Annotated in this window: 21 protein-coding genes and 1 tRNA gene; 13 read left to right on the top strand and 9 right to left on the bottom strand. The window is 64.0% G+C overall.

Translation table 11 applies throughout. The features are described 5' to 3' along the window. Window positions 1–9: 9 nt before the first annotated feature. The 8 genes from VM054_11760 to VM054_11725 form a co-directional block, all read right to left on the bottom strand. Window positions 10–765, bottom strand: coding sequence for a zf-HC2 domain-containing protein (locus tag VM054_11760; GenBank protein ID HUT99733.1), 756 nt, complete (start codon window positions 763–765; stop codon window positions 10–12). A 602-nt stretch (window positions 766–1,367) separates the two neighbouring features. Next, window positions 1,368–2,018 (bottom strand): sigma-70 family RNA polymerase sigma factor, encoded by a 651-nt coding sequence (locus VM054_11755; GenBank protein HUT99732.1) that lies wholly within the window; start codon window positions 2,016–2,018, stop codon window positions 1,368–1,370. A 35-nt stretch (window positions 2,019–2,053) separates the two neighbouring features. Beyond that, a complete protein-coding gene (locus tag VM054_11750; protein HUT99731.1) occupies window positions 2,054–2,461 on the bottom strand; it encodes a cytidine deaminase in 408 nt (135 codons plus the stop codon). After that, window positions 2,458–3,627, bottom strand: coding sequence for a PQQ-binding-like beta-propeller repeat protein (locus VM054_11745; GenBank protein ID HUT99730.1), 1,170 nt, complete (start codon window positions 3,625–3,627; stop codon window positions 2,458–2,460). Before VM054_11745 ends, VM054_11750 begins: the two co-directional genes overlap by 4 nt. 1 nt (window position 3,628) lies before the next feature. Continuing rightward, the gene (locus VM054_11740; GenBank protein HUT99729.1) at window positions 3,629–4,489 is read right to left on the bottom strand and encodes a M55 family metallopeptidase; all 861 of its coding nucleotides are present in this window, start codon (window positions 4,487–4,489) and stop codon (window positions 3,629–3,631) included. 36 nt (window positions 4,490–4,525) lie between these two features. Beyond that, window positions 4,526–6,145, bottom strand: coding sequence for a CsgG/HfaB family protein (locus VM054_11735; GenBank protein ID HUT99728.1), 1,620 nt, complete (start codon window positions 6,143–6,145; stop codon window positions 4,526–4,528). Between the two features lie 363 nt (window positions 6,146–6,508). Continuing rightward, a complete protein-coding gene (locus VM054_11730; GenBank protein ID HUT99727.1) occupies window positions 6,509–8,152 on the bottom strand; it encodes an OmpA family protein in 1,644 nt (547 codons plus the stop codon). Window positions 8,153–8,192: 40 nt separating this feature from the next. Then, window positions 8,193–8,939, bottom strand: a complete 747-nt coding sequence (locus tag VM054_11725) for a hypothetical protein (protein HUT99726.1) — start codon at window positions 8,937–8,939, stop codon at window positions 8,193–8,195. A 241-nt stretch (window positions 8,940–9,180) separates the two neighbouring features. On the opposite strand from VM054_11725, the gene VM054_11720 reads away from it, so the two are divergent. The 6 genes from VM054_11720 to VM054_11695 all read left to right on the top strand — a co-directional run bounded on the left by VM054_11720 (window position 9,181) and on the right by VM054_11695 (window position 13,514). Continuing rightward, window positions 9,181–9,636 (top strand): hypothetical protein, encoded by a 456-nt coding sequence (locus VM054_11720; GenBank protein ID HUT99725.1) that lies wholly within the window; start codon window positions 9,181–9,183, stop codon window positions 9,634–9,636. Window positions 9,637–9,868: 232 nt separating this feature from the next. Then, window positions 9,869–10,345, top strand: a complete 477-nt coding sequence (locus tag VM054_11715; protein ID HUT99724.1) for a hypothetical protein — start codon at window positions 9,869–9,871, stop codon at window positions 10,343–10,345. Window positions 10,346–10,354: 9 nt separating this feature from the next. Further along, window positions 10,355–10,624 carry a 30S ribosomal protein S15 gene (gene rpsO / locus VM054_11710; GenBank protein HUT99723.1) on the top strand — a complete coding sequence of 90 codons (270 nt, stop codon included), beginning with the start codon at window positions 10,355–10,357 and terminating at the stop codon, window positions 10,622–10,624. Window positions 10,625–10,670: 46 nt separating this feature from the next. Next, window positions 10,671–12,878, top strand: coding sequence for a polyribonucleotide nucleotidyltransferase (gene pnp / locus VM054_11705; GenBank protein HUT99722.1), 2,208 nt, complete (start codon window positions 10,671–10,673; stop codon window positions 12,876–12,878). Between the two features lie 26 nt (window positions 12,879–12,904). After that, the gene (locus VM054_11700) at window positions 12,905–13,396 is read left to right on the top strand and encodes a hypothetical protein (protein HUT99721.1); all 492 of its coding nucleotides are present in this window, start codon (window positions 12,905–12,907) and stop codon (window positions 13,394–13,396) included. Window positions 13,397–13,437: 41 nt separating this feature from the next. Beyond that, window positions 13,438–13,514, top strand: a tRNA-Met gene (locus VM054_11695). Window positions 13,515–13,983: 469 nt separating this feature from the next. Here VM054_11695 and VM054_11690 read toward each other — a convergent pair. After that, complete coding sequence (locus VM054_11690) at window positions 13,984–15,975, bottom strand: tetratricopeptide repeat protein (protein ID HUT99720.1); 1,992 nt, start codon at window positions 15,973–15,975, stop codon at window positions 13,984–13,986. A 277-nt stretch (window positions 15,976–16,252) separates the two neighbouring features. On the opposite strand from VM054_11690, the gene pruA reads away from it, so the two are divergent. From pruA to VM054_11655, 7 genes are all read left to right on the top strand, one after another. Continuing rightward, window positions 16,253–17,824 (top strand): L-glutamate gamma-semialdehyde dehydrogenase, encoded by a 1,572-nt coding sequence (gene pruA, locus VM054_11685; GenBank protein HUT99719.1) that lies wholly within the window; start codon window positions 16,253–16,255, stop codon window positions 17,822–17,824. Between the two features lie 95 nt (window positions 17,825–17,919). Continuing rightward, window positions 17,920–18,279 (top strand): hypothetical protein, encoded by a 360-nt coding sequence (locus VM054_11680; protein HUT99718.1) that lies wholly within the window; start codon window positions 17,920–17,922, stop codon window positions 18,277–18,279. Between the two features lie 13 nt (window positions 18,280–18,292). Beyond that, window positions 18,293–18,709 carry a hypothetical protein gene (locus VM054_11675; protein ID HUT99717.1) on the top strand — a complete coding sequence of 139 codons (417 nt, stop codon included), beginning with the start codon at window positions 18,293–18,295 and terminating at the stop codon, window positions 18,707–18,709. Between the two features lie 624 nt (window positions 18,710–19,333). After that, window positions 19,334–20,587 carry a B12-binding domain-containing radical SAM protein gene (locus VM054_11670; protein ID HUT99716.1) on the top strand — a complete coding sequence of 418 codons (1,254 nt, stop codon included), beginning with the start codon at window positions 19,334–19,336 and terminating at the stop codon, window positions 20,585–20,587. A 300-nt stretch (window positions 20,588–20,887) separates the two neighbouring features. Beyond that, window positions 20,888–22,513, top strand: coding sequence for a hypothetical protein (locus VM054_11665; GenBank protein HUT99715.1), 1,626 nt, complete (start codon window positions 20,888–20,890; stop codon window positions 22,511–22,513). 297 nt (window positions 22,514–22,810) lie between these two features. Next, window positions 22,811–23,467, top strand: a complete 657-nt coding sequence (locus VM054_11660) for a hypothetical protein (protein ID HUT99714.1) — start codon at window positions 22,811–22,813, stop codon at window positions 23,465–23,467. A 90-nt stretch (window positions 23,468–23,557) separates the two neighbouring features. Further along, on the top strand, window positions 23,558–25,150 hold the full coding sequence (locus VM054_11655; protein HUT99713.1) for a glycosyltransferase family 39 protein: 1,593 nt from the start codon (window positions 23,558–23,560) through the stop codon (window positions 25,148–25,150). The last annotated feature ends 522 nt before the right edge of the window (window positions 25,151–25,672 follow it).

Raw genomic sequence — 25,672 nt, 5'->3', positions numbered from 1 at the left:
AGGAGCGTCCTATTCTCCCGTTGCCTCGGCGGCGGGCTCGGTGTCCACATCCGCGGCGTCCCCCGCGGGCAGGCTCGGCAGACCGGCGTCGGCGTCCGGGATGGGGGAGCCGGCGCTGACGAGGGAGAAGCGGGCGCCGGTCGAAATTTCTACGGGAACATCGGCGGCGCGGCTGAGCGCCTCATCGGCGAGGACGTGGCGGGAGAGTTCCTCGGTGGAGCTCTGGGACACCTCGGCCGCGGCCAGATGCTCGCTGAGATATTCCTCGGGACCACTATCATTATGCACCGCCTCCGCCACAGCATCGGCCACCCCGTCCCCCTCGCGCCGGAGCTCGGTGGCGGGCGACGGCGACGAATCGGTCACGCGGTCGCTGATCTGCGGCAGATCGAGGGCCATCGGAGACGCGGTCCCCGCCATGTTGTCCAGGCCGAGGAGCCCCACACCGACCGCGATGATGACCACGGAGGCGGCCACCAGGACCAGCCGCAGGTTGGGCCGGGCCGACCGGGCCTCGCTCCGCGACCGGAAACGCTCCGTCACCAGGTCCGCGAGACGCGAGTGGGACAGGACGGCCTGGTGGAAATCGGCGGGGAGCCGGTAGCCGACCGAGCCGACGGCCTCCTTGAGCGCCCGCAGCTCGGCGAGCTCGCGCCGGCAGGTCGGGCACCCGTCCAGGTGCGCGGAGAATGCGTCGAGCTCACGCCCCCGCAGCTCGTCGTCCATGTAGGCCGAAAACAGACCTTTGGCACGCCAGCATCTCATAGTCGCTCGATGTTCGGTGTTGTCGGTGAAGGCGAATACCTGCTCATGCTTGTACTTTACTCAGATTCCCGGCTCTCGGTCGCTCGATGTTCGGTGTCGTCGGTGAAGGTGAATACCCGCTCGCGCTCGTACTTAACTCGGATTCCCGGCTCTCGGCCGCTCGATGTCCAGTCTTGTCAGTGACGACGACTGCCTGCACATGCTCGAAGTTTTTTTACGGATTCTCGGCTCTCGGTCGCTCGGTGTTGTCGGTGAAGGCGAATACCCGCTCATGCTAGTACTTTACTCAGATTCTCGGCTCTCGGTCGCTCGGTGTTGTCGGTGAAGGCGAATACCCGCTCATGCTAGTACTTTACTCAGATTCCCGGCTCTCGGTCACTCGGTGTTCGGTGTCGTCGGTGAAGGATACGCTCGGAGTTCTTTTACGTTCCCCCCCATCCTCGGAAGCTCCCGCCGGCAACGATTTCCCATTCCCCGTAAAGCGGCCGTTCTCTTCAATTCCCTCGCCGGCCCGTCATCTCCCGCCGACCGATCCGTCGTATTCTTAGAGCTCGACACCGACTAACGACGGCTTCACCCCACCCGCCGGCCGACCCGCCCCTTCAGGCAGGCGTGTAGCCCAGGAGCTGGGGCGCCACGTGGGCCAGGCGCTCGCGGAGGAGCTTGCGTCCGCGATGGATGCGCGAGCGGACCGTCCCGATCGAGCACTCCATCACCTCGGAAATTTCCTCGTAGGTGAGCCCCTCCAGGTCGCACAGGGCGACGGCCATGGAGTATTTCTTGGGCAGCCGGCTGACGGCGTCCCGCACTATCACCGCCACCTCGTTGGACCCGACGGTCCGCTCCGGGTCCGGGTCGGGGCTCTCGAGCTGGAAGGGTACCGAGGAGCCGCCGCCCAGGGATACGGGCTCGTCAATGCTGCTGGTTTTCATCCGGTTCTCGCGGCGCCAGGAATCTATGTAGAGGTTCTTGAGCACCGTGTAGAGCCAGTTCCGGAGCGAGCGGTCGGGGTCGAAGTGCCGGAGGGAGCGGTAGAGCTTCAGGAACGCCTCCTGGGCCAGTTCGTCGGCCCGGTAGCGATCCCCGGTGAGGACCATGGCGATGTTGTAGACCTCCTGGGCGTGCTCCTCCACGAAGGCCTCGTAGGCCTCCCGTTCGCTGGAGCTCACCGTCAGCGCATGCTCCACGTCGTCCCCCTCCGCGGCGGATTCTTCCCCCCGCCTCGACACACCCCGGCCGGGGTCCTCGTTCATCCCTTGATACGCCATGGGGGTCGGTGCGGTTCCTTTTATTCCAGTTGTTCCCGCCCGAAGGGTAGTGGCAGGAGATCGGCCAACCGGGCCGACGCCACCGACCCATCGTCGGCCAAAGTATAGACCAAGAGGCCGCCGCCTCCCAGTTCGAAGAGGAACTGACGGCAGGCGCCGCAGGGCCAGACGCCCCGCGACGGGGAGCCCACCCGCCCGGCGACCACGGCGCAGGCCGTGATGGGCAGGGCTCCCGCGGAGACTGCACTCCCCGCGGCGTTTCGCTCGGCGCAGAGGGATTCGCCGTAGGCCGCGTTCTCCACGTTCGCCCCGGGAAAAACCCGGCCGTCGGCCGAGAGCACCACGGCCCCCACCGCGTACCCGGAATACGGGGCGCGGGCCAGGCCACGGGCCTCCGCGGCCCTCTCGAGCAGCTCCTCGGGGCTCACGCCGGCACCTCCGTGGAAATTTTAAAGCAGATGAGCACGCCGTCGCGCCGGAGGACGAGCATCCGGCCCTCGTCGTCGCCGACGGGCGGGGCGTCGCACATGCCGCCCAACTTGACCTCCCAGAGCTTGGAACCATCGTTCAGGTCGTAACCGCGAAGAGTACCGAACCACGTGGGGCAGACGACAGTCCCGCCGACGACCGCCGCGCCGCCGCCGGGGTAGTCACCCAGGCCGACCTGCCACAGCTCGGTCATATCGCCGACAGATAAAGCCGCAATCTTCGCCCCGTCGTGGGCCAGGACGACGACCCCCCCCGTCACGACGGGCAGACCGACCGGCGGCTGGCCCAGGGTGGTCTGGGCCAAGAGGGCGCCGTCGGCGGGGTTCAGGGCGGCGAGCTGTCCCGAGCGGGCGGCGATGTAGAGCGCGGCCCCGGCCAGAGTGACCCCCCCGTAGGCCCTCCCCTCCACCCTGACCGACCAGACCCCCTCGCCGGTGCGCCGGTCCAGGGCGCTGACCACGCCGTCCTGGGAGGCGAAGTAGACGCAACGCTCGTCCACCGTCGGGTGGGACAGGATGGGGGACGGCGCGGCGTAAACCCAGACCACGCCGCCGGTGAGGTTATCCAGGGCGAAGAGGGCTCCGCTCTCGTCGGGCACGTAGAGGAAGTTGCCGTAGGGGGTCGGGCCCACGTCGCACGGTCCGGCCAGCTCGACGCGCCACCGGACCTCCCCCGTGATGCGGTCGAGGGAGACCACCGCCCCCCGGCCCAGGGAGAGGTAAACCGCGCCGTCGGTGAGCGCGGGCGCCCCGCGGACCGGCTCGCCCAGGTCCGCGCGCCAGCGCTCCTCCCCCGTGGCGGGATCGGCGGCGACCACGTGCCCCGCCTCGTCGGCTGCGACGGCGATTCCGGGCGCGGCGACGGGCCAGGCGAAGGTCGTCCCGCCGGTCGCGAGGCGCCAGCACTCGACGGGCGGCGCCGCGGCGTCGCCGGGAAAGACGCCAGAGTGGGTCCAGTCGCGCCCGGCGCAGCGCCATCCCGCCATCCGGGCGGGATCTGGCTCGGGGCGGGTGAGCGCGTCGGGGACGGCTTCCTCCTCGACCCCCCCGTCTCCGCAGGCGAGGAAAAACGAAAGGACGATCGGCGCGAGACCTCGAACGCGCACGTTACCCTTCCCTGAGTTTTTTAGCGATCCCGGCGACCAGGAGCAGACCCATGTAGGCCCGGTAGAGGATGGGCATCTCGGGCGCGGTGATGCGGATCCGCCGCCCGCCGGTCCGCTCGAAGCCGGGGTAGAGCGCCAGCAGGTCGGCCATCTGGGTCTCGGTGAGGTCCACCTCCAGGGTGCACGGTTCACCGACCCGGTGGAGCGGTAGCTCCTTCCGCGAGAGGACCGCCCGCCGGGCGCCCTCGCGCAGCCGCTCCAGAACGTTCTCGGGGTGCTCGCAGGCGGCGGCGAAGCGACCGATGCCCGCCTTCGTCCGGACGAATACCACTTTCGGGCCGAAGCTCTCGGCCACCTGGGCCTCCAGGGCGGCGTCGCCGGACACCAGCCCCAGCGGCACACCGTAGTGGGCGGCGTAGGCGGCGTTGAGCTCTGTCTCGCCCACGACCTTCCCGTCCAGCCGAACCTCGTAAATCGCGCCGCCGGAGTAGGAGTGGTCCATCAGGGCGTCGGATTGACCCACCCGGCTGTGGTAGCCGACGAAGCAGGCCAGGTCGTGCTCCGGGCCGAGGCCCTCCACCATGTAGTTGGGTCGGGGGAAACCGCGGATGAGTGTCACGTCGCGCGGCAACCCGTCGGGCGGGAGGTTGAGCCCCCGGGCGTGGGAGTCGGCCACCGTGACCCCCTCGACCGGATCACCGACCTCCCGGGCGCCGTCCCGGAGCCCCTCGATGACGGCCAGAACCTCGGCGAGGGCCTGGCGGCGGGCGAAGGCGTGGTCCGGTCCCGCGGGGGGGTCGAAACCGGCCCAGTTCACCAGCCCCGAAACGCCCTCCATGTCCAGGGAGATGAAGAACCGCACTTTTTATCTCCTCGGTCAAAAGGCCGGGGTGAGGGCCTACTCCACCGGGCACCAGGCGGGATTACGGTTATCACCGCTTGTCGTCAACTGCGTCTGGTTGCGCCCGTCGGCGTCCATCACGAAGATTTCCCAGCTCGCGTAGATTCCCTGGCCCCCGATGCGATTGGATTCAAAGGCGATACGGCGGCCATCCGGGCTCCAGGCAGGATACAAGTCTGCACTACTATCATTGGTCAACTGCGTCTGGTTGCCTCCGTCGGCGTCCATCACGTAGATTTGCCATTTCCCGTCGCGTTTGGACTGAAAGGCGATGCGGCGGCCGTCGGGACTCCAGGCGGGGCAATAGCCGCCTCTTGTCGTCAACTGCGTCTGGTTGCGCCCGTCGGCGTCCATCACGAAAATTTCCGAACCAACCTTCCCCGTACTCACGGACTCGAATGCGATTCGGTGGCCGTCGGGACTCCAGGCGGGACCATACATACTGGCGGCGTATTCAGTCAACTGGGTCAGGTTGTGTCCATCGGCGTCCATCACGAAGACTTCCATATTATATGTGCGTTTGGAGTGGATGATAAAGGCGATGCGGCGGCTGTCCGGACTCCAAGCGGGATACATTCCACCCTCCGTCGTCAACTGGGTCTGATTGCGCCCGTCGGCGTCCATCACGAAGATTTCGAATTCTATTTCTCCGGTGGGGTCGGAAGAGAAGGCGATGCGGCGGCCGTCCGGACTCCAGGCGGGATAGCTGTCCCAGCTTGTGTTGTTCGTCAACTGGGTCTGGTTGCGCCCGTCTGAGTCCATCACGAAGATTTCCAAGTCCCCGTCGCGGCTTGAGTTGAAGGCGATGCGGCCCGCGCCGGACGGCCTTACCTCCGGCGGTTTTTCAACCGTCGGCGTCTCGACCGGCGGCACAGTAACCGGCGGAACGCCGCTCGGCGATGCCGCCAGCCTAACCTTGTCCCCGACGACCACAGAAAATGAGCCCTTCAGGACCGCCTCGGAGAGCTCATCGGCCAGAATCCGGGTGATGGTGGCCGTCCCGAGTTCCTTTATGTCGCGGCCGAGTAACAGGCCGGTCTCCGGATGATAGTGCTCCTTGCCCAAGCGCACCAGGTACACCGTGTCGTTCACGTTGACGCCGTCCTGGCTTCCGAGGTCGGTCTTGATGGTGTTTCCCGAAACGGAAATCACCGTGCCCTCGACGGAGATGGTTTCGGACAGCTTGACGGCCAGCGTGTTGGCCGCCGTCAACAGGCCCTCCAGGCTGCGCGATACCTCGGAGAGCGACTGCTCCACCTTGCCCGAGTAAACGTCCACCATCCGCACGCTGACGATGTAGGACCCGCCCACCTGGGCGACTTCTCCCACAATCACCTTCTGGGCGCCCGCCAACTGACCCACCTGAACGAAGCACTCCGTGGTAACACAACCGGAAAGCGCCAGCCCCTGCTCTTCCATCAGGGCCTCCAGGCGCTCCCGTTCGACGACCTCGAAGCGGCGCGTGTTGATGAGCGCATCACGGAAGCTGACCGAAACTCCTGCGGCCACGGAGGCGCTGACGCCGCTGGGCTCGATACCGATAAAGGCGATTTTGAGCTTGGGCGCGGCCAGGGCGGCGACGGCGATCAAGAGGCAGATAACGGCGCTTTTACGCATGGTATCCCCTCACGTCTTTTGAATCCGCTTTAATTTACCCCCCTTGGTCGAGCACGGAATCCATGTTGGGGCAAGGAAAATAACGGATGAGGGTCACTTCCCGAGGCAGCTCGTCGGGCAAGAAATTGTGCTGACGAACTTGGTAATCATAGCTCATCGGGGGCCGAACCGCCACACCGACACGGCGTGCGACACGGGGTTGCCCCCCGATCGAACGAAGAACGAGCTTTTGCCTCACCCGTGCAGCCCCGCCCCAGGAAAAAAGAGGGCCCCTCGCGGAGGCTCTCTCGACTCGTAAGTCTCACCCGCATCCTCGTATTAAAAGAGGGTCCCTCGCGGGACCCTCTCTTCGGTCAGTTACCGCTAATCAACTACCTCGAACACGATGCGGCGGTTCTGCTCGCGTCCCGAAGCGGTCTCGTTGGAGGCCATGGGATCGTCGGGGCCCTTGCCCACGGCGGTCAGACGGTTCCGTTCAATGCCGAAGTCGTTTACCAGCGAGTCCACCACGGCCTGTGCGCGGTCGCGGGAGAGCTGCATCAGGAAGGTGCGGTCGCCGCGGTCGGTGGTGTGGCCGACGATCTGGACCTTGATGAAGGGGTTCTCGATCATGATCCGCGCGGCCTCCTCCAGCTTGCGGGAGGAGCCGACCAGCATCACGGCCAGGTTCGGCTCGAAGTTCACGCCCTCGAGATAGAGGGTCTTGGGTCCTTCGTAGATCACGGGCGGGGTGTCCGGGCAGCCGTCCTCGTCCTCGAACGCGTTGACCGTCTCCGGCTCGTTGGGGCACTTGTCCTTCTCGTCCGGGATGCCGTCCGAGTCGTTGTCCGGGTCGGGGCAACCGTCGGAGTCCTTGTACCCGTCCATGTCCTCTGGCTCGTCGGGGCACTCGTCCTCGGTGTCGGGGATGCCGTCGTTATCGTTATCGAAATCGGGGCAGCCGTCGAAGTCCTCGAAGCCGTCGAAGTCCTCGGGGACCTCGGGGCAGCCGTCGACGTCGTCCGGGATGCCGTCCCCGTCGGTGTCGCGGGGGACCAGGTTCACGTCGGCGGAGAAGCCGGTTATGACCTCGATCCAGGGGTTATCCTTCCCCACGCCCAGGGCCACGGCGAAGTCGTAGTAGAGGAAATCGTCGCCGGACAAACGGATGCCGGGCACGACCTGGAACCAGTTGTCGGTGACGGCGTAGGTCCGGCCGTCGCGCTTCTGCTGCTCGGCGAAGGCGTACTTGCCGACCAGGTCGGTGATGAAGGAGAAGTTGTCCGTGGCCTTGACCTCGAAGCCCGCGCCGTAGAGGAAGTAGTCGGGCACGGGGTAGTCGCTCATCGCCACGACCCGCTCCGTATCGCCCGTGCTCTCGTCGAACATCCACTCGTAGAGGTCGTAGGTGCCCAGGGTCAACCGGTAGCCGAGGTTGAGGTGGTAGCTGAAGAGATCGTTCTTGCCCACGTGCTTCGAGAGGGCGTAGATGAAGTCTATGTTGGTGTCGCCGTGGGTCGTCCAGTTGAGCGCCTCGTCGTAGAAGTTCGTTTTGAGGTCGTCCTCCTGGGCGATACCCGACCCGAGATCGAAGCCCAGAACGAGGGACATCCCGGGCAGGTAGCCGTTATCATCCTCGTAGATGGGGTAGAACTTCGTCCCGATGAAGAGCTCGGAGAGTCCGATCTCCTCTATCTCGGTGTCCAGGACCTTGTGCGCCGCGAAGGTCGGGGTCACGGAGAACTCCCACCAGTCGAAGAAGCAGAAGGTGAGGTCGAAGGGGTTCCGGCTGTAGACGTCGGCGATGTAGTCGTCGGTCGTGTCTGCCCACTCGTAGCCCGAGCCTTGGATTTCCTGGTAGTACGCCCAGATGTCGAAGTGCAGCCCCAGGGCGATGCCCCACTGCTGGATGGTGTCGGCGGACCAGAGCTTGAACTGACCCGCCATGCCGTAGGGATTCGTGCCCTTTGCACTGACGCTGACGGTCAGAACAACGAGCAGCGCTACGATCAACAAAAGCTTGCGCATGGGTGAACTCCTTTCAAACTGCCGCTGTCGTTGTTCTTGTTTACTCCACCTCGACGATTACCGGGTCGGACATGTTGCCCGAGTAATCCACGAAGCAGACGGCCCACTTGTAATCCTCGTAATCCATGGTGCCGACGTCGAAACCGGTGTCCACGAACCCGTAGGAGTAGTTCTCGCTGAAGAAGTACTTGTAGGGGTAGTAACCCGATGGGTTATGCACGTCCCAGCCCAGGATGGGGTTCTGGTCTCCCCTGAAGCCGTCCAGGTCCGGGTTGTAGGCGGGAAAGTCCAGCTCCACGTTGTTCGTGTTAAAAACCACGTTGGGCTCGTCGTAGATGATCAACTTGTTGGAACTTTTCCAGTTCTCGGGCAGGATGGGGTTGGAGCGTATGGTCTCGGGCACCATGTACTTGCCGTCGGTCAGCTCAACCCAGTTCCCGCCGGCGGCCTTCCGCCAGACCTTGAAGCCGAAGTAGCCGGGGTTTTTGGGGTCGTACAGCTCCCGGGACTGGTACATGGTGATGTAGGGTTTGTCGAGCGGGGTGGGCTGCCCGCCTTGACCGCCTTCCCACTCCCGGTACACCAGCAGGGTCCCCAGGTACTCGGGGTGCCGCTCGAGGTCGTAGGGCGGGAAAACCTGAGCCCTGACCGGTGAGCCGGGTTGGTTCTGATCCTGGTAGAGATCGTTGGCGACCGGGTCCGTGCACCCGGCGACCAAGAGCATCACCAGGAGGGCTATGGGCACGAACCTGCGCGCGAAGGTAAACTGGAATCTATTTATCCTCATTGTGCCTCCTTTGGCTGTGGACATTTGACGGCTCGCTCCAAACACTGCAAAAAATGATATTACACCAACGCCGGAAATCGAGTCAAGCTTCACGTACCCGAACACGAACCGCGTCTTCCCGGTTAACCACCATATTTACAAGATGTTAAGCATCCATCTTGACCCGCGAAGGATCCGACTGATAAGATAAAAGGAGCGGTCATCCACATTTCACCCCCTCATCTCGGAAAGAGGTTCAAGCATGCGCAAGGCCGTTTTGACCATCGTCCTTCTGGCCCTCTTGGCCCTACCGGCCAGCGCCCGCGTCGGCGCCGGCCTACGTCTGGGATACCAGGACCCCTCCTTCTGCATCAACCTCATAGGCGACTTCAAGTTGACCTCCAACATAGACATCACCGCCGAATTCGACATAATCACCGCCGGCGTCTTCGTCGGCCAGTTCACCGGCAACTTCAAGTATTCCTTTAACGTTCCCTCGATAAACCCCTACGTCGGGATGGGATTGGGAATAGGCTTTGTCGGCAGCACATACTACTACGGGGGGGGAGCCTACTTCGCCCTTCCATTCCACGTGGGCATGCAGATACCCCTCGGGGCAAATTTCTACCTGGACACCGAGGTGCGCCCCGTTCTCGGCATCGGGGAGGTAACACATTTCTCCTTCGGCTTCCTCGCCGGCGTCGTGTACTTTTTCTAGCGCAGCGCGGGGATATATTGCGGGGGACCCGGCGGGTCCCCTTTTATCTTGCATAATCGCGCCCGGCGTGTTATTCTTCCCGCGCTGGGTCCTTGGCGGCAGCCCCTCGAGGACCGGGACCCGGCCCAAGGAGAGCGGGCAGATTCCGTCTCCTCCCGGAAAACGAGGGGCACTGAAGGTTGACTCCTTTAGCCGGCCGCCGCGCCGGCTTTTTCATCCACGGATGGATGAGATGCTCGGACGCGCAAAAATTATCTTTACCCTGGCGGCGATCCTCGCGGGCTGCGGCTTAGGCTGCGCCTCAAAAAAGCCCTGCGATCTCACCCGCGAGGACTTCGATGACGCGATGTTCGCCCTGGACTCGGGCGACCTCGTAACCGTGGAGGAGGTCGTCGGAAGGCTCCAGGAGCGCGACCCCGAAGAGCCGCTGATTCCCTTCTTCCAGGGGATGCTGGCCCATCGCCGGGGGGACGCCGAGGAGGCCGACCTCCTCTTCGACGACTTCTACTCGTCCGCCTACGACCGCTACATCAAAGGTTTTGACAAACTGTCCATCTACGACCGCACCCTGATTCAGACGGCCCGCACCGCCGCCCTCGACGTGATGGACCTCTACATAGGCGAGGGCCGCTACATGGCCTCCAACCTTTTCAACATCCTCGTGGACGACCTCGACGCCGCCGCCAAGTACGGCGGCGCCAACCGCTAGAGGAGAAAAATGCCTCTCACCAAGGATACGAAGTCGGAAATCATCGCCAAGTTCGGCGCCAACGAAAGGGACACCGGCTCCTCCGAGGTTCAGATAGCCCTCTTGACCACCCGCATCACCGATCTGACCGAACACTTCAAGCTGCACCCCAAGGACCACCACGGTCGCCGGGGACTGTTGAAGCTGGTCAGCAAACGCCGGCACCTCCTTAACTACCTACAGCGCACCGAAGAGGAGCGCTACCGCAAGCTGATCACCGAGCTCGGCCTCCGCAAGTGACTGGGGGTCCAGCTCGCGAGAATGGCACGAAAGTGAGACTTTACCCATGAGCCTACGCAAAGAGATAACCATCGGGCAGAACACCCTGGTGCTGGAAACCGGCCGCGTGGCCAAACAAGCCGACGGCGCCGTCCTGGCCTCCCTGGGCGACTCCGTCGTCCTCAACACCGCCTGCATAGACCCGCAACCCCGCGAGGTGGACTTCATCCCCCTGACGGTGGACTACCGGGAGCGCAAGAGCGCGGGCGGCAAAATCCCCGGCGGTTTCTTCAAGCGCGAGGGGCGACCCTCCACCAGCGAGATACTCGTCTGCCGTATGATAGACCGCTCGATCCGCCCCATGCTGCCCAACTCCCACAACCGCGAGACCCAGATAGTCGGCACCGCCTTCTCCGCCGACCCCGAGCACCCGACCGACATCGTGGCGATGAACGGCGCCTTCGCCGCCCTGGCCCTCTCCAGCATACCCCACGAGCACATCCTCGGGGCGGTCCGCGTGGGCAGGATTGACGGCACGCTGGTGTTCAACCCGAGCAACAGTGAGCTGGAGAAATCGCAGATGGACATCGTGGTCTCCGGCAGTTCCGGCGCCCTGGTGATGGTCGAGGGCGAGGCCAAGGAGGTGCCCGAGGAGGTTCTGACCGAGGCCCTGGAGGCCGCCCACGCCGAGATAAAAAAAATCATCGCCCTGATCAAAGAGATGGTCGCCGAGGTCGGGAAGCCGAAGCAGGTACCGGAGGAGATCGCGCCGGACGCCGAAATCGCGGCCCTCGTCCGAGAGATGGTCGGGGATAACCTTTTCCGGGCGATGACCGGAGCCGCCGACAAGCTGGCGCGCAAGGCCGCCATCAAGGAAATTAAAAATGACGTGCTGGCCGAGCTCGAGGAGCGCTGGAAGGAGTCCGAGGATAAGGCCCACCGGCTCACCCAGGCAAAGCGCATCCTCAGAGAGCTCGAGCGCGAGGTGGTCCGGGGACGCGTGGTCACCGAGGGCCTCCGCGTGGACGGACGGAAACCGGACCAGGTCCGCCCCATCACCATCGAGACCTCCTTCCTCCCCCGCACCCACGGCTCCACCCTCTTCACCCGCGGCGAGACCCAGGCCATGGTCACCGTCACCCTGGGCACCGTCTCCGACGAGCAGAAGATAGAAACCCTGACCGAGGAGTACTGGTCCCGCTTCCTGTTGCACTACAACTTCCCGCCGTACTCGGTGGGCGAGGTGCGCTTCCTGCGCGGGCCCGGGCGACGGGAGATAGGACACGGCATGCTGGCCGAAAGGGCGATAACCGCCATCCTGCCCAACAAGGACGATTTCCCTTACACCATCCGCATCGTCAGTGACATCACCGAGTCCAACGGGTCGTCCTCCATGGCCACGGTATGCGGCGGGTCTCTCGCGCTCATGGACGCCGGCGTACCGGTCAAGGCCGCCGTGGCCGGCGTCGCCATGGGCCTGATAAAAGAAGGCGACGAGTACATCATCCTCACCGACATCCTCGGCGACGAGGACCACGTGGGCGACATGGACTTCAAGGTCGCCGGCACCCGCAACGGCGTGACGGCCCTGCAGATGGACATCAAGCTCGACGGCCTGCCCACCGAGGTGCTCAAGCGGGCCCTGGAGCAGGCCCGGTGCGGCAGGGTCCACATCCTGGACCGCATGGACGAGGTCCTGCCCGTGCACCGCGCCGAACTCTCCCCCTACGCCCCGCGCATCCAGACCCTGGACATCCCCACGGACAAAATCCGCGATCTCATCGGCCCCGGCGGCAAGATAATCCGCGGCATCATCGAACAGACCGGCGTATCCATAGACGTGGAGGACGACGGCCACGTGACCGTCGCCTCGGCCGATCTCGACGCCCTCGAGCGGGCCATGAAAATCATCCGGGGCATCGTCACCGACCCCGAGCCGGGCCAGGTTTACACCGGCAAGGTCGTCCGGATAATGAACTTCGGCGCCTTCGTCGAGATACTCCCCGGGAAGGACGGCCTGGTCCACATCTCCGAGCTGGAGTGGGGCCGCGTCGGCAAGGTCGAGGACGTCTGCAAGGTCGGCGACGAGATGACGGTCAAGGTCACCGAGATTGACTCCCAGGGCCGGCTCAACCTCTCCCGCAGGCTCCTTCTGGAAAAGCCCGAGGGCTTCGAGGAGCGCCGGCGCGACGACGACCGGGGCTCTGACCGGGGCTCCGACAGGGGCGGCTCGGGGCGAGGACGGTCCGACCGTCGCCCCAGGAGGGACCGCTGACCCACTCCGCATCAGGGAGGTTTCCCGTGAAAAAACTGCTGCTCATTCCGGTCCTCCTCCTGACCCTCGTCGCCTGCGAGGAGGAGGGGGAGACCGTCGAGACCGGCTACGGTATCGCCGGACTGGAACTATCCGCCGCCCAGCTCGACCTGGGCGACACTCTGGGCGTGGTGTTCACCGTCACGCGGCCCGCCCTGGACGCCAAAACCGGCGAGTACAACGTGGTCGAGCAGATAGAAATCTACCTGGCCGACGACCCCGACTCCATCGCCTTCGCCGACGGGGCCATCGCCGCGCTCACCGGCAAGGGCGAAGCCGTCGAATTCAGCAACGAGATTCTCATAGACCCTGTAGCCTTCCTTCCCGGTACCTACGAGGTCCACGTCACCTGCTTCGACAAGGTCAAGGCCAACGAGCGGGCCGAGGCCACCGCCCACTTCACCATCGAGGCCCCGCCCACCCCTCTGCCGGAGAACGTCCAGGAGCCGCTGCCCCAGGAGGAAGCCCGGGTCCAGTAACCCTCAGTTGACGCCTCCCCCTTTATGTGCTACATTCTCTTCGCGGGGTGGAGCAGTTCGGTAGCTCGTTGGGCTCATAACCCAAAGGTCGCCGGTTCGAGTCCGGCCCCCGCAACCAAAGGGGGCCAGTATAGTGGGCCCCCGCCATAGTAAAGAGACAACGCCGTACGCGGCGTTGTTTTCGTTTCCAGGCCGCAACCAAAGGGGGCCAGTATAGTGGGCCCCCGCCTTAACAAGCGCAACGTCGAATCCGGCGTTCTTTCCGCTCCCGGCCCCCGCAACCAAAGGGGGCCAGTATAGTGGGCCCCCACCATCACACCGTAGGGCGGGGATTTGCCTTCGGCCGCAGATACCTATCCCCGCCCTACGGCCAATGACCTACGTAGGGGCCGACCGACGGCGCGCCGTTTAGGTCGGCCCGCTTCCACTCTCCTTCCCAGGGAGAGGCGCGCCTACGGGTCAGGGTGAGGGTCGGGGCCTGAAAACGGCGGGGACTGAAACTCCCGCCCAACATTCAGCAGGGGCGTCGGCGCGGAATTGGCATCTAACGGGCGTCATGGCTCAGACGACCGGCGGCGGGGTGACGGTCAGACGCCCAGCTCGGGCGGGTTCGCCGGGTCGAAGGCGACCGGCGTTTGTTTTTCCCGGGTCAGGGCCGTTCGCGCCTCACCCAGGGCTGCCTCGAGGGGCTCTTTTTCCGGCGGATGCCCGCCGAAGGCGCCCAGCGTCTTGACCGCGGCGGAAAGGTACGCCGCCGCCCCGGGATAATTCCCGGTTTCGCGGGCGAGCAGCCCCAGCTCGCCGAGGGACTGCGCAACTCCCGGCGCCGCGTTTATCTTGAAAAATCCCAGGTACGCGGAGCGCAGTAAATCGTACGCCCTCCGGCGGTCGCCGGTCGTCCGCAGTGCGGCCCCCAGGTTCAGGCGACACTTCAGTTTCTCCACCGAATCCGGCATCCTGTCCAACACGGGTTCCGCCTCCCCGATGAAACGCGCCGCCTCTTCCGTCTTCCCCAAAAGGCCGTTCAGCCTGGCCAGAATGGACTGGCAGTAAGTGACCTTGTTCGCCTGGCCCAGCTTCGTGTAAACGCCCAGGGCCTTGCGCATCGTGGTCAGCGCCCCGTCGAGCTTACCGGCGTCCGCCTCAACCAGCGCCTTCCTGACCAGAATCTGCGCGAGGGTTATCGGCTCTTCAATCCCCTTGAGCACCTTCAGGGCCTCCTGCAAGGCCTCTTCGGCGCCCTCGTGCTCCCCGATACACGAGCGGGCGAACCCCAGATTAGACAGCGCCTCGGCGATGGCGCATGGGGTGTCCAGCTCCCGGAAGATGGAGAGCGCCCGTTCGCAAAGCCCCATCCCCTTCCTGTATTTGCCTATCTCGATGTACACGCCGCTCAGGTTGGAGAGCATCACCGCCTCGCCGAAGCGGTTGTTGCCCTTCGAGAAGAGAAATACCGCCTCCTCCAGTGACGTCGCGCTCTTCCGGAACTCGCCCAGCTCCAGGTAAACCAGGCCGAGGTTGCCCAGATAACCGACCAGAATCTCCTCGTTGCGGCAGTGTCTCTGGCTCTGGATGGCGGATTTGTATGACTCCTTGGCCAGGTCCAGCTCGCCCCGGTCGCAGTAGACGTTCCCCAGGTTGTTGACGGACCCGCTCGCCAGGGACACGTCGCCGATGATCCCCGCTATTCGGTGGGCGCGTTTGAAGTGCTCGATCGCGCTCTCGTACATGCCCCGGCGGTTCAGGATGACGCCGATGTTGTTCAGACAAAGCGCGATCCCCGGTTTGTAATCCGCCTCCTCAGCAATGACGAGGGCGCGGTTCAGGATCTCGAGCCCCTCTTCCACATTGCTGCGCAGCTCCTCGACCGCCCCGAGCTGAATCATGGCCTTGGACATGCCGGGCTTGCACTCAAGCGCGTCGAACCGCTCCACCGAGGAACGGAAGGAAGCCGCCGCCTCGGCGAACCGGCCCGCCCGCTTGTGACAGGCGCCCAGATCGAGGTGGGTCCAGGCCGCTCCGACGTCGTCGCCCGCTTCCCGGAAGAGTCGCAGGGCTTCGCCCAGGGGGCCGAGGGCGTCGTCGTGCTGGTTCGCCGACCGTTCGACGAAGCCCAGGGAGCGCTTGAGGGTGGCCAGCTGGACGACGTCGCCGGCGCCGGAAATGCCAATGCCGTGGAGCACGATGTGCCTGGCCCGCCCGTACTCGCCCAGGGACGCCTCCGTGACGCTGATTCCCGTCAGGGCGTCCATCTGGATACCCGGGTGCGCGAGCCGCTGGCCCGCGCTCATAGCCTGCATGTAGGTGCCCTTGGCGGTTTCGTGGTCGCCCGACTCCATCCGGCAGTAGGCGACCAGGTTCAAGAGCGCCGCGACGTTGGTCTCGTCCTCGACCTCCGCGCTCAGAGCCGTCAGGAGGTCCTGCGCCTCGGTCGTCTTCCCCTCCGAGAGGAACCGGTAGCACTTGAGCAGCGCCTTTTTCCGCTCTTCCCGGACGAAGCGCGGGGGGAAGAGGGGCGGGAAACCCGACCACTCGACCTTCAAGCGCAGGGAGCGCACGGCCTCTTCCGGAGTCAACATCCCGCCGTCCTAAGTCACATTCAACGAAATCAAATAGTTACGAGATAAGACTTTAGTAATATATTCGAAAATACGCCCTCCGTCAAGGTTTCCGGCCCGGCATTCATCCCCCGCCGGAAAGAGGGCTGTCCTCCCCCTACGATCGGGAGGAGACGGGGGTTCCGACGGGGTTCCCGGAGGCGCCGCGGCCGCCCGCTTTATTTCCCTCGGGCGGCGTCGTATAATCGGTGGGACTTTTCAACGACCATCGCAAACCTCAAACCGGAGGATGGCCACGATGCTGCCCCCCTTCAAGAACGAACCCTACGTGAACTTCTCGGAACCGGGCCCCCGGAAAAAAATGGAGGAGGCCCTGAAGCTGGTCGAATCGAAGCTCGGCCGTACCTACCCGCTTGTCATAAACGGCGAGCACGTGGAGACGCACAGGACCTTCGATTCTATCAACCCCGGCAACACGGACCAGGTGGTCGGCACCTTCCACAAGTGCACCGCCGAGCTGGCCGCCAGGGCCATCGAGTCGGCAAACGAGGCCTTCGAGAGCTGGCGAAGAGTCCCGGCCGAGCACCGGGCGCGTTACCTGTTGAACGCCGCCCAAATCTGCCGCGAGCGCCTATACGAGCTCTCCGCCTGGATGGTGTACGAGGAGGGGAAGAACTGGATCGAGGCCTACGCCGACACCTGCGAGGGAATTGATTTTCTCGAATTCTACGCCCGGGAGGCGATTCGCTACGCCCGACCCCAGGAGCTGACCCCCTGGCCCGGCGAGGAGAACGACTACTTCTACATCCCCCTGGGCGCGGGGGTCGCCATCCCGCCCTGGAACTTCCCCTTCGCCATCATGGCCGGCATCACCACGGCGCCCATCGTCGCGGGGAACACCGTCTGCCTGAAGCCCGCCACCCCGGCCCCGGCCATCGCCTGGCAACTGGTGGAAATCTTCGAGGAGCTCAACCTTCCGCCGGGCGTGCTGAACTTCATCCCCGGCTCCGGCGGCGAAATCGGCGACCTCATCGTGGACCACCCCCGGACCCGCTTCATCAACTTCACCGGCTCCATGGAGGTGGGTACGCGCATCTTCGAGCGCGCCGCCAAGGTCCACCCCGGGCAGAGGTGGCTCAAGCGGACGGTGCTGGAGATGGGCGGCAAGGACTTCATGGCCGCCGACGAGACGGCCGACGTGGACGCCTTCGTCGAGGGCGTCGCCGTGGCGGCCTTCGGCTACCAGGGCCAGAAGTGCTCCGCCGGCAGCCGCGCCATGGTCCACGAGAAAATCTACGACGAGGTGGTGGAAAAGCTCGGCAGGCGTGTCCCCAAGATCGTCACCCACGACCCCACGGAGTGGATTGACGGCCCGGCGGTGAACAACCACGGCCCAGTAATCACCCGGGACTCCTACGACAAAATCCTCTCCTACATCGAAATCGGCAGGAAGGAGTCCCGGCTGTTGTGCGGGGGCAGGCCGGCACAGGTCATCGGCCGCCAGGGGTACTACATCGAGCCCACGGTCTTCGTGGATGTGCCCTGGAACGCCCGCGTCGCCCAGGAGGAAATTTTCGGCCCCGTCACCGCGGTGGTGAAGGCCAAGGATTTCGACGACATCGTGCGCATCGCCAACTCGACCCCCTTCGGCCTCACCGGGGCGCTGTACTCGAAAAAACGCGAGAACCTCGAGCGCGGCCGGCGCGAGCTCCACACGGGGAACCTCTACCTGAACCGCAAATGCACCGGTGCCCTGGTGGACGTGCAGCCCTTCGGCGGGTTCAACATGTCGGGGACCGACTCGAAGGCCGGCGGCCGCGACTACCTGCTGCTCTTCCTGCAGGGGAAGAGCGTGAGCGAGAAACTGTAGCGAACTCTCCCTTAATCTTGACAGCGCAAACAAGAAACAGTAAGCTGATTAAGGCTTGCTGTTTCTTTTTCTAACTTCCATGTAGAGGATAAATCATGGGTAAGGTTCCTGTTGTTGTCTTTTGTGAGATTTGCGGAGCTGGGATCAACCTGGTTCGCGGCGATAATATTTACAAGTGCCGAGTTTGTGGAAAAAGAGTATGCGCAAAATGTTGGTCATATGACCATGATTTTGGGGATCGGTGTAATGAGTGTGCAGAACCTTTTATTGAAGCTAGAAGGATAGAAGAAGAACGAGAAAAAGAACTAAAGAAACGGATTGAAGAACAAGAACGAATTCAAAAACAAATTCAACAACAAAAAGTTAAAAAAGAGTGGGCTACAAGAGGTTTGACTTTAGTTATTTTTGTTTTTATTATTTTAGTTGTCGCGTTAATTAACCTTATTTTTTGTTGAAAAGGAAGAAAAGATGAGTTTAGACGAGATGTATGAGGATGAATGTAATGATGGGTTGTCTGATATGGAAGGCATTTATTGCGACGAAGGGGAGATGGCTGCCTTAATGCAAGCGTTCACATATGCAGAGGTGCTTAAGGAAATTGAGAACCTAGCGAAAAAACGAAGAGAACTTCAAGCAGTAGCAGCAGAAGAGCAGAGAAGACGCAACGATGATTTTGATTTACATACTGCTTTAAGCTCATCCAGCCGGATTCTCGCCTCACGCTATACAAGTTATGACAGCCCCTTTAGGTATGGTGGGCCGATGCATCAGCTTGGCGGTGGGATGATGGTGTTAGCCCAGCAAACAAGATCATTGATGAGTAGTTGTCCCGGTTATCAACCAAATCCTGTTCAGATGTCAGCCATGCAAATTTTCCCTCGGTAGTAATTTAGCGCGGGACCGACTCGAAGGCCGGCGGCCGCGACTACCTGCTGCTCTTCCTGCAGGGGAAGAGCGTGAGCGAGAAAATCTAGCCTCCGAATCCCCGGCGAAGCGCAAAGACGCGTAGGGGCGGGTGTCCACACCCGCCCGCGGGCCGACCTGAGCGGCGCGCCGTCGGTCGGCCCCTACGAGGGTGGCGCGTGGTTCACACCTCACCCGCAGGAGCGGGGTTACGTACGCCAGCCGAAAATATAAAACGAAGGGCGGTGCGAGGCTGGCTCCATCGCTCCCTCCGTTCGTCCCCGATGGGCTCTGCGGCGTCGAACACATACATATCGAAAAAGTGCTATACTTCCCCTCAATGAAAAGGGAAACACCACGGAGCAAAGAAGTGTAGAACGGGAAATTTTTCCCGAAGTCTTTAAAAAATTCCCCGTTCTCGCAGTGGTGATCCTCGCGGCAGGCCTCGGGCTGGTGTGGATACCCGCCCGATTTATATAACCGGGATTAGAAGCCAAAACACGTCTGGAAGCATCAGTGATGGCGTCATCTGCAGAGTTTTCCACCCGTGCAACTCGGTAAGGAGTCAAGCCATTGAGCACGATGTCATCGAAACCCCGAGTGCTGTTGAGCACCGTCTACAAGCGTTTCTCGGGTATCTACGTGGACTTCGTCAACGACAACTTCCAGCACAAGCCCTGGAGCCCGTGCATGCCGCGCGATTTCAACATCGGCCTCCGATTCATCAAGCGCAACGTGCCCGAGGTGGAGCTGCTCGAGTTCCCGAATTGGAATGAGTACAAGGCCAAGCTGGCGGAAGGCTGGGACATCGTCGGGTTCAGCCTCTACCAGAGCGAGATAACCGAGGTCGAGCGGATGATCGCGGAGGCCCGGCGCCAGGGCGTGCGCGAAATATGGGCGGGGAACTACGGCGCCCTCGACCCGCACATTGAATCCCTGGTGGACCGCACGGTCATCGGACCCGGCGAGAACGCCGTCGCCGAGCTCTTCGGACACCGGGTGCCCGACGACCAGATCAAACACCCCCTGGTAATCGGCAACCTCAGCATCAACCACGGAAAAATCAAGCTGATTAACGTGGCGATTCTCTACACCAGGCACGGCTGCCCGTACAAATGTGTCTTCTGCCAGGCCGCGGCCTTCGGGGGGGGGCACTCCTTCAACATCAACGAGGAAGGCATCGAAAACGTGCTCCGAAAGCTCAAGAGCATGGGGATAAAATACCTCCTGCTCTTCGACGAGACCTTCGGCATAGACCCCGTGGCCAGCGACCACATCACCCTCCTCTTCGCCCGGTACGGCTTCCACTGGTTCGCGATGACCCGGGCCTCGATCGTGCTCCACAACCTGGACACCTGGTGCGAGCGCGGGCTGATAGCCACCTGCATCGGCGTCGAGGTCGTCTCCCAGCAGGTGCTCGACACCGTCAATAAAAAGCAGAAGGTGGAGGAGATAATCGAGTTCGCGCGCAAAACCAAGGAGAAGGGGCGGATCTACCGGATGATCAACTACATCGTCGGCCACGAGAACATGGATGAGGCGGATACCCTCCGGGACGTCCGCCGGCTGGGGGAGATGGGCTTCGACGTCTTCGCCCTCAGCATACTGACCCCCTTCCCAAAGACGCCGATGTGGGACCAGTTTGAATCCACCTACGGTATCTTCGACCGCGATTACCGGCACTATAACACCGAGCATCTGGTCTGGAACCACCCGTACATAACCCCCGAACGGATGAGGTTCCTGCACCGGGAGGCGCACCGGATACTCAACCGGCCGTTCAAGACGGCGGGCGGGATATTGAACCGGTTGATTCTGCCCCGCAAGCAGTCTACCCGGTTGGCCCTGGACATGGGTTGATCGAGCGGCCGGAACCCGGGGCGAATCAGCCCATTGTGCCGATGGATTGCCGTAGCGGCGGGTCTCCTGACCCGCCCGTTTTTTACCCCTCACCGCTCTCCCACGGGGAGAGGGAGAATAAGGCGGCACTCACCCCGGCTCGCGCGTCGCGTGTTGTTTTAATGTAGGGCGGGGGCTCCGCACTCCTCCCAAATAAATCCGCCCCAGCCGTACATCGAGGGTAGACCCCGGCGCAGGCTCGGAACCGGTGTGCTATAATTCTGCGAGCGTGGCTCGGAACCGCTTTCCCGGAGAACAACCGTGACCCTGACCGACGGACGGCAAAGGCTCGCCAAGTGGCTGCTCGTGGCGGCGCTGGCCTTTTCTGCGGCCTCGGCGGTCTGGTTCGCCGTCGAGTTCGACTGGCTCTCCCTGGACGACGTCTACATCACCCTGCGCTACGCCCGCAACTGGGACGATGGACTAGGCCCGGTGTACAACCCCGGAGAACGCGTCGAGGGCTACACGAACTTCGCCTGGATGGCGCTACTGGCGGGGTTGATGAAGCTGGGCGTGCCGGGACCACTGGCGGCGAAAGCGCTGGCCGAGCTCTGCATCCTGGGGGCCATCATTTTCGCCTGGCTCCTGGGGCGGCGCCTGGGGGGAAGGGACTCGTGGGCCGGTCCGGCGACCGCCTGGGCGCTGGCCCTCTCATCGAGCTTCACCTTCTGGGGCCTGGCCGGGGCGATGGAGGTCGCCCCCCTGGCCCTGACGCTCACCGCCGGCTTCTACCTGCTCCTGGGCGGAGAAAACGCCGACGCGAAGAGAAGGAACCGGGAAATAATCGGGGCCGGGCTGCTCTTCGGCCTCAGCGGCCTCCTGCGGCCCGAGGGCAACCTCTTCACCCTCCTGGGCGTGCTCTACGTCTGGCCGGGCCGGGAGGGGCGGCTCAAGCGCCTGCTCATCTACCTGCTGCCGACGGCGATACTGGTGGGCGGGCACGAGGTCTTCCGCCTGGCCTACTACGGCGACTGGCTGCCCAACACCTTCTACGCCAAGACCGGCCTCAACGGCAGGCTGCTCCTGCGGGGCCTGGGATTCATGGGCGGCTTCATCCTGAGCCACCTGCCGCTGTTTCTGCTCGCGGCGGCCCTTCCCTGGCGCAGGCTCGGGCGACGTCTCGCCCCGATGCTCGCCGCCGTCGGGCTTTACTTCATCTACCTGGTCCTCATCGGGGGTGACTGGATGGCCTGGCGCCTGCTGGTGCCGGTTCTGCCGATACTGGCGGTGACGGCGGGGCTGGGTCTGGACCGATTGCGGGGGCTCAATCTACCGTTGCGGAAGGCCGCCCTGCCGGTCCTGGTCGCGGCCTCGGTGGGTGGGCTCTGCCTGTTGTCAGCCTCGCGGGGCGAGTACGCCCACATCGGCGAGTACCGGTTCCATGAAACGCTGCACTTCCATACCGGCCACTGGCTCGCCGGGGTCAGCGACCCCGACGACACCATCGCCGTCTCCAGCGCGGGCATCATCCCCTGGCTGACGGGCCTGCGGGCCATAGACACGTTGGGGCTCAACGACCGGCACATCGCCCGGGAGGGGATAGACCTGGGCGGGCGGGCCACTCCGGGCCACGAACGCTACGACAACGACTACCTCCTGGACCGGAAGCCGGACTGGATAATCATGGGGCTTACGACGATCTTCCTGCTCTCGGGGGAGGAGCCGGCCTTCCTGCCCGACTACGACCTGATCACCCGCCGCGAGCTCTGGCGGGATTACCACATCGTGATGCCGCTGCTTCCGACGCGGGCCATCCTCCACCGCCGCGACGACATCGAAGGGCTGCGACGGATGGATCCCCTCACCTGGACCTGGCTGTGGTATTTCACCCATCCACTGGCGCGGGTGGTGGAGCCCCTTCCGCCGCCGCCGGTCTACGGTTACTAGAGGGAGCATCGCCACGGGTGGAGGGCCGCATCGCCGGTGCGGCTTTTTTATGTGCTCGGTAAAGGTCTCGCCTGGTCCCCGGCCGGTCGTCCACCCCCACCCGAACTGCGACCCCGAGGCCACATTGGCGGGCACACTCCCGGTACGAAGAAAGTACGGTCGCGTCAATCCCGCGACTATTTTTTATATCTTTTAATATCAATAAGATATACCTCTATCGCTTGACGGTTTAGAAAAATTGTGCTAGTCATATCATGACTAATTTGGGCTATCTACACCCGAGACGTGAAGGTAGCCGTGAACAAGCCCGCCGCAAGCCTTCTCCTGCTCCCGCCGACCCTCGCCCTCCTTTTGAGCTGCGGCCGCGTGACCGACATCAGCGGGTACGTCCTGCGGTGCGACCAGCCGACGAGACAGTCGCAGGTCGCCTCCGACCCGCTGACGGTGGACCTCGCCGGGTACGACTGCCTCACGTTCCGTGGCGTCGCCTGGGCCCGGCCCATCGCCGACGAGGCCGCACGGATGTGGGACCCCGACGCTCGGTGCTACCTGGTCGCCGGCGTCTGGCTCGACGAGACGGGGGGTCTGGCGAACGCCCGGGACTGCCCCGAGTGGCAGTTCGAGTACTTCTCCGGGGACGGGAGGCTGCTCACCGTCTGGGTGGACTGGGGCGGGGCCGCCACCACCAAGACCTGGCGCACCGAGGGAGGCTCCTTCGAAAGGCTGCCCGGCTACTCCGACGGCCAGGTGGAGAACTGGATGCGCACCGCCGCCGCCGAGTTCAGACGGCTCGAGGGGTGGAGGGACTGCGACCTCCAGCTATTCCTCTGGTCTCTCTCGGGGGACCGGTTGGGCCAGCTCCAGTTCTTCGCCGACCGCGACTGCGCCCGACTCCTCGGTTACGTCACCTTCGACCTGGACTCGGGGGGCATCGTGGAGCGCCGGATCGAGTGAGCCGTTGCCACACCGCCGGGCGTGGTTTATCATCGGGGACGAACCCGTTTTTTTAATATCGTGAATCCGCCGACCGATAAGCACGAGAAGTTGAGCCGGTTACTCCTGCTGGGGGCGGTCATCGTCGTCCTCGCGGGGGCCTTCATCTACGCCGACCGCTTCCTGTGGAACTCGGTGGACGACGCGTACATCTTCATGCGCTACGCCGACAACTGGCTCGCGGGCCACGGGCCGGTCTTCAACCCCGGCGAGCCGGTGGAGGGCTATACCAGCTTCGGCTGGCTGGCGATGCTGACGGGGCTGATGGGGCTGGGCGTCCCCGGGCCGGTCGCGGCGAAGGTCCTGGCCGGGCTCTTCGGCGTGGGGGCCGTCATCCTGACCTGGCTTCTGGGACGAAGATTGGGCGGGAAGGGAAGCTGGGCCGGTCCGGGCGCGGCGTGGATGGTGGCGCTGAACGGGAGCTTCCAGTTCTGGCACCTGGCCGGGGCCATGGAGACGGGCGCCCTGGCGGTGTGCCTGGCCGGGGGATTTTACCTGCTCCTCGGACGGGAGGGGGCGGACGAGCGACGCCGCAGGGGCGAGCTTCTCGGGGCGGGGGCCCTCTTCGGCCTGGGCTACCTGGTCCGGCCCGAGGCGGCATTATTCGCCCTCACCGGTCTCGCCTGGCTCGTCTTCCGCCGGGACCGGAACTGGCCGCAGGTTTTCATCTTTCTGGCGCCCCTCGCCGTCCTGGCCGGAGGGCAGCTCGCGTTCCGGCTCCTCTACTACGGCGACTGGCTCCCCAACACCTTTTACGTCAAGGCGGGGCTGAGCTGGCGCCTCGCGGAGCGCGGTCTGAGCGACCTGGGCCGGTTTTTGTTATTCACCGCGCCGCCGCTCGCCTGCCTGGCGGCCGTCCGGTGGAGGAACCAGGGACGCAAGCTCTGGCCGATTCTCGCCGGCACGGCGGCCTACTGGCTCTTTTTCGTCGTCATCGGCGGGGACTGGATGGTTTTCCGGCTCCTGGTGCCCACCCTGCCGCTGGTCTTCACCGCCGCCGCCCTGGGCGCGGAACGGCTCCTCGAAAAAATACCCGGGAAGAAACTTACCGTCCCGGCCGTCATTGCAATCTTCTTCGCCGGAAGTTGGGCCCTCTCCACCTTCTGGAGTGAGCCGACGATAACCTTCGGCGACCTGCGGTACTACTCGGAGCATCTCCACGCCACCGCCCGCTGGCTCGGGGAAAACGCCGACCCCGACGACACCGTGGCGGTGACCATCGCCGGCGTGATTCCATACTTTACCGGCCTGGAGACGGTGGACATGTTGGGGCTCTCCGACGCCCACATCGCCCGGGAGGGGCTGAAAATCCCCGGCCTGGGGAAGCCGGGGCACGAGTGCTACGACTCGGAGTACGTCCTGGGGCGCGCCCCGGAGTGGATAACGCTGCAACCCTTCCCCGATTTATTTCTCGCCGGCGGGACGCCCGAGCTGACCAGCGAGCTGGACCTCACCCGGCGCGACGGGCTCTGGGAGCGATACCACCTCGTCCTGCCCCGGTCGGCCACGGTGACCGTCCTGCACCGGCGCGACGACCTGGAGGGCCTGGCGCGGATGGACCCGGCCGAGTGGCGCGACGCCTGGTACTTCGCCCCGCCCTACGCCGAGCTGACCACCAGGCCGCCCCCGCCGCCGGGTTCCTGACCCACACCTGCGGACCATCGCCAATTGCTATGATGTAGGGCGGCCCCGTAGGACGAGTCCTCTGCGGGCCGCCGCGTTTACCCCCTCACCCCGGTCCGTGCCTTGCATATTGCGATGACGTAGGGGCGACCCTCTGCGGTCGCCCGCGGGCCGACCTGAACGGCGCGCCGTCGGTCGGCCCCTACGGGGACGGTGTGAAATCCACATCTCACCCGTAGGGGCGGGTGTCCATACTCCCACCCCTCTCCCTAACCCTCCCCCCAGAGGGGGGAGGGGACATGCATGTTGCGATGATGTAGGGCGGCCCCGTAGGACGAGTCCTCTGCGGGCCGCCGCGTTTACCCCCTCACCCCGGCCCGTGCCTTGCATATTGCGATGACGTAGGGGCGGACCTTCAGGTCCGCCCGTTTTCTTATAAAGCAGCCCTCACCCCCATCCCCGTCGGCGCACCGCTCCCACGGGGAGAGGGGGAACGCGACCCTCACCTCCGCGTCCCCCCCCCCCCGGCGCTACCGGGCCCGG

It is taken from the genome of bacterium, assembly GCA_035528375.1.
GTDB lineage: Bacteria > RBG-13-66-14 > RBG-13-66-14 > RBG-13-66-14 > RBG-13-66-14 > RBG-13-66-14.
This window is presented reverse-complemented; position numbering and strand designations above follow the sequence as displayed.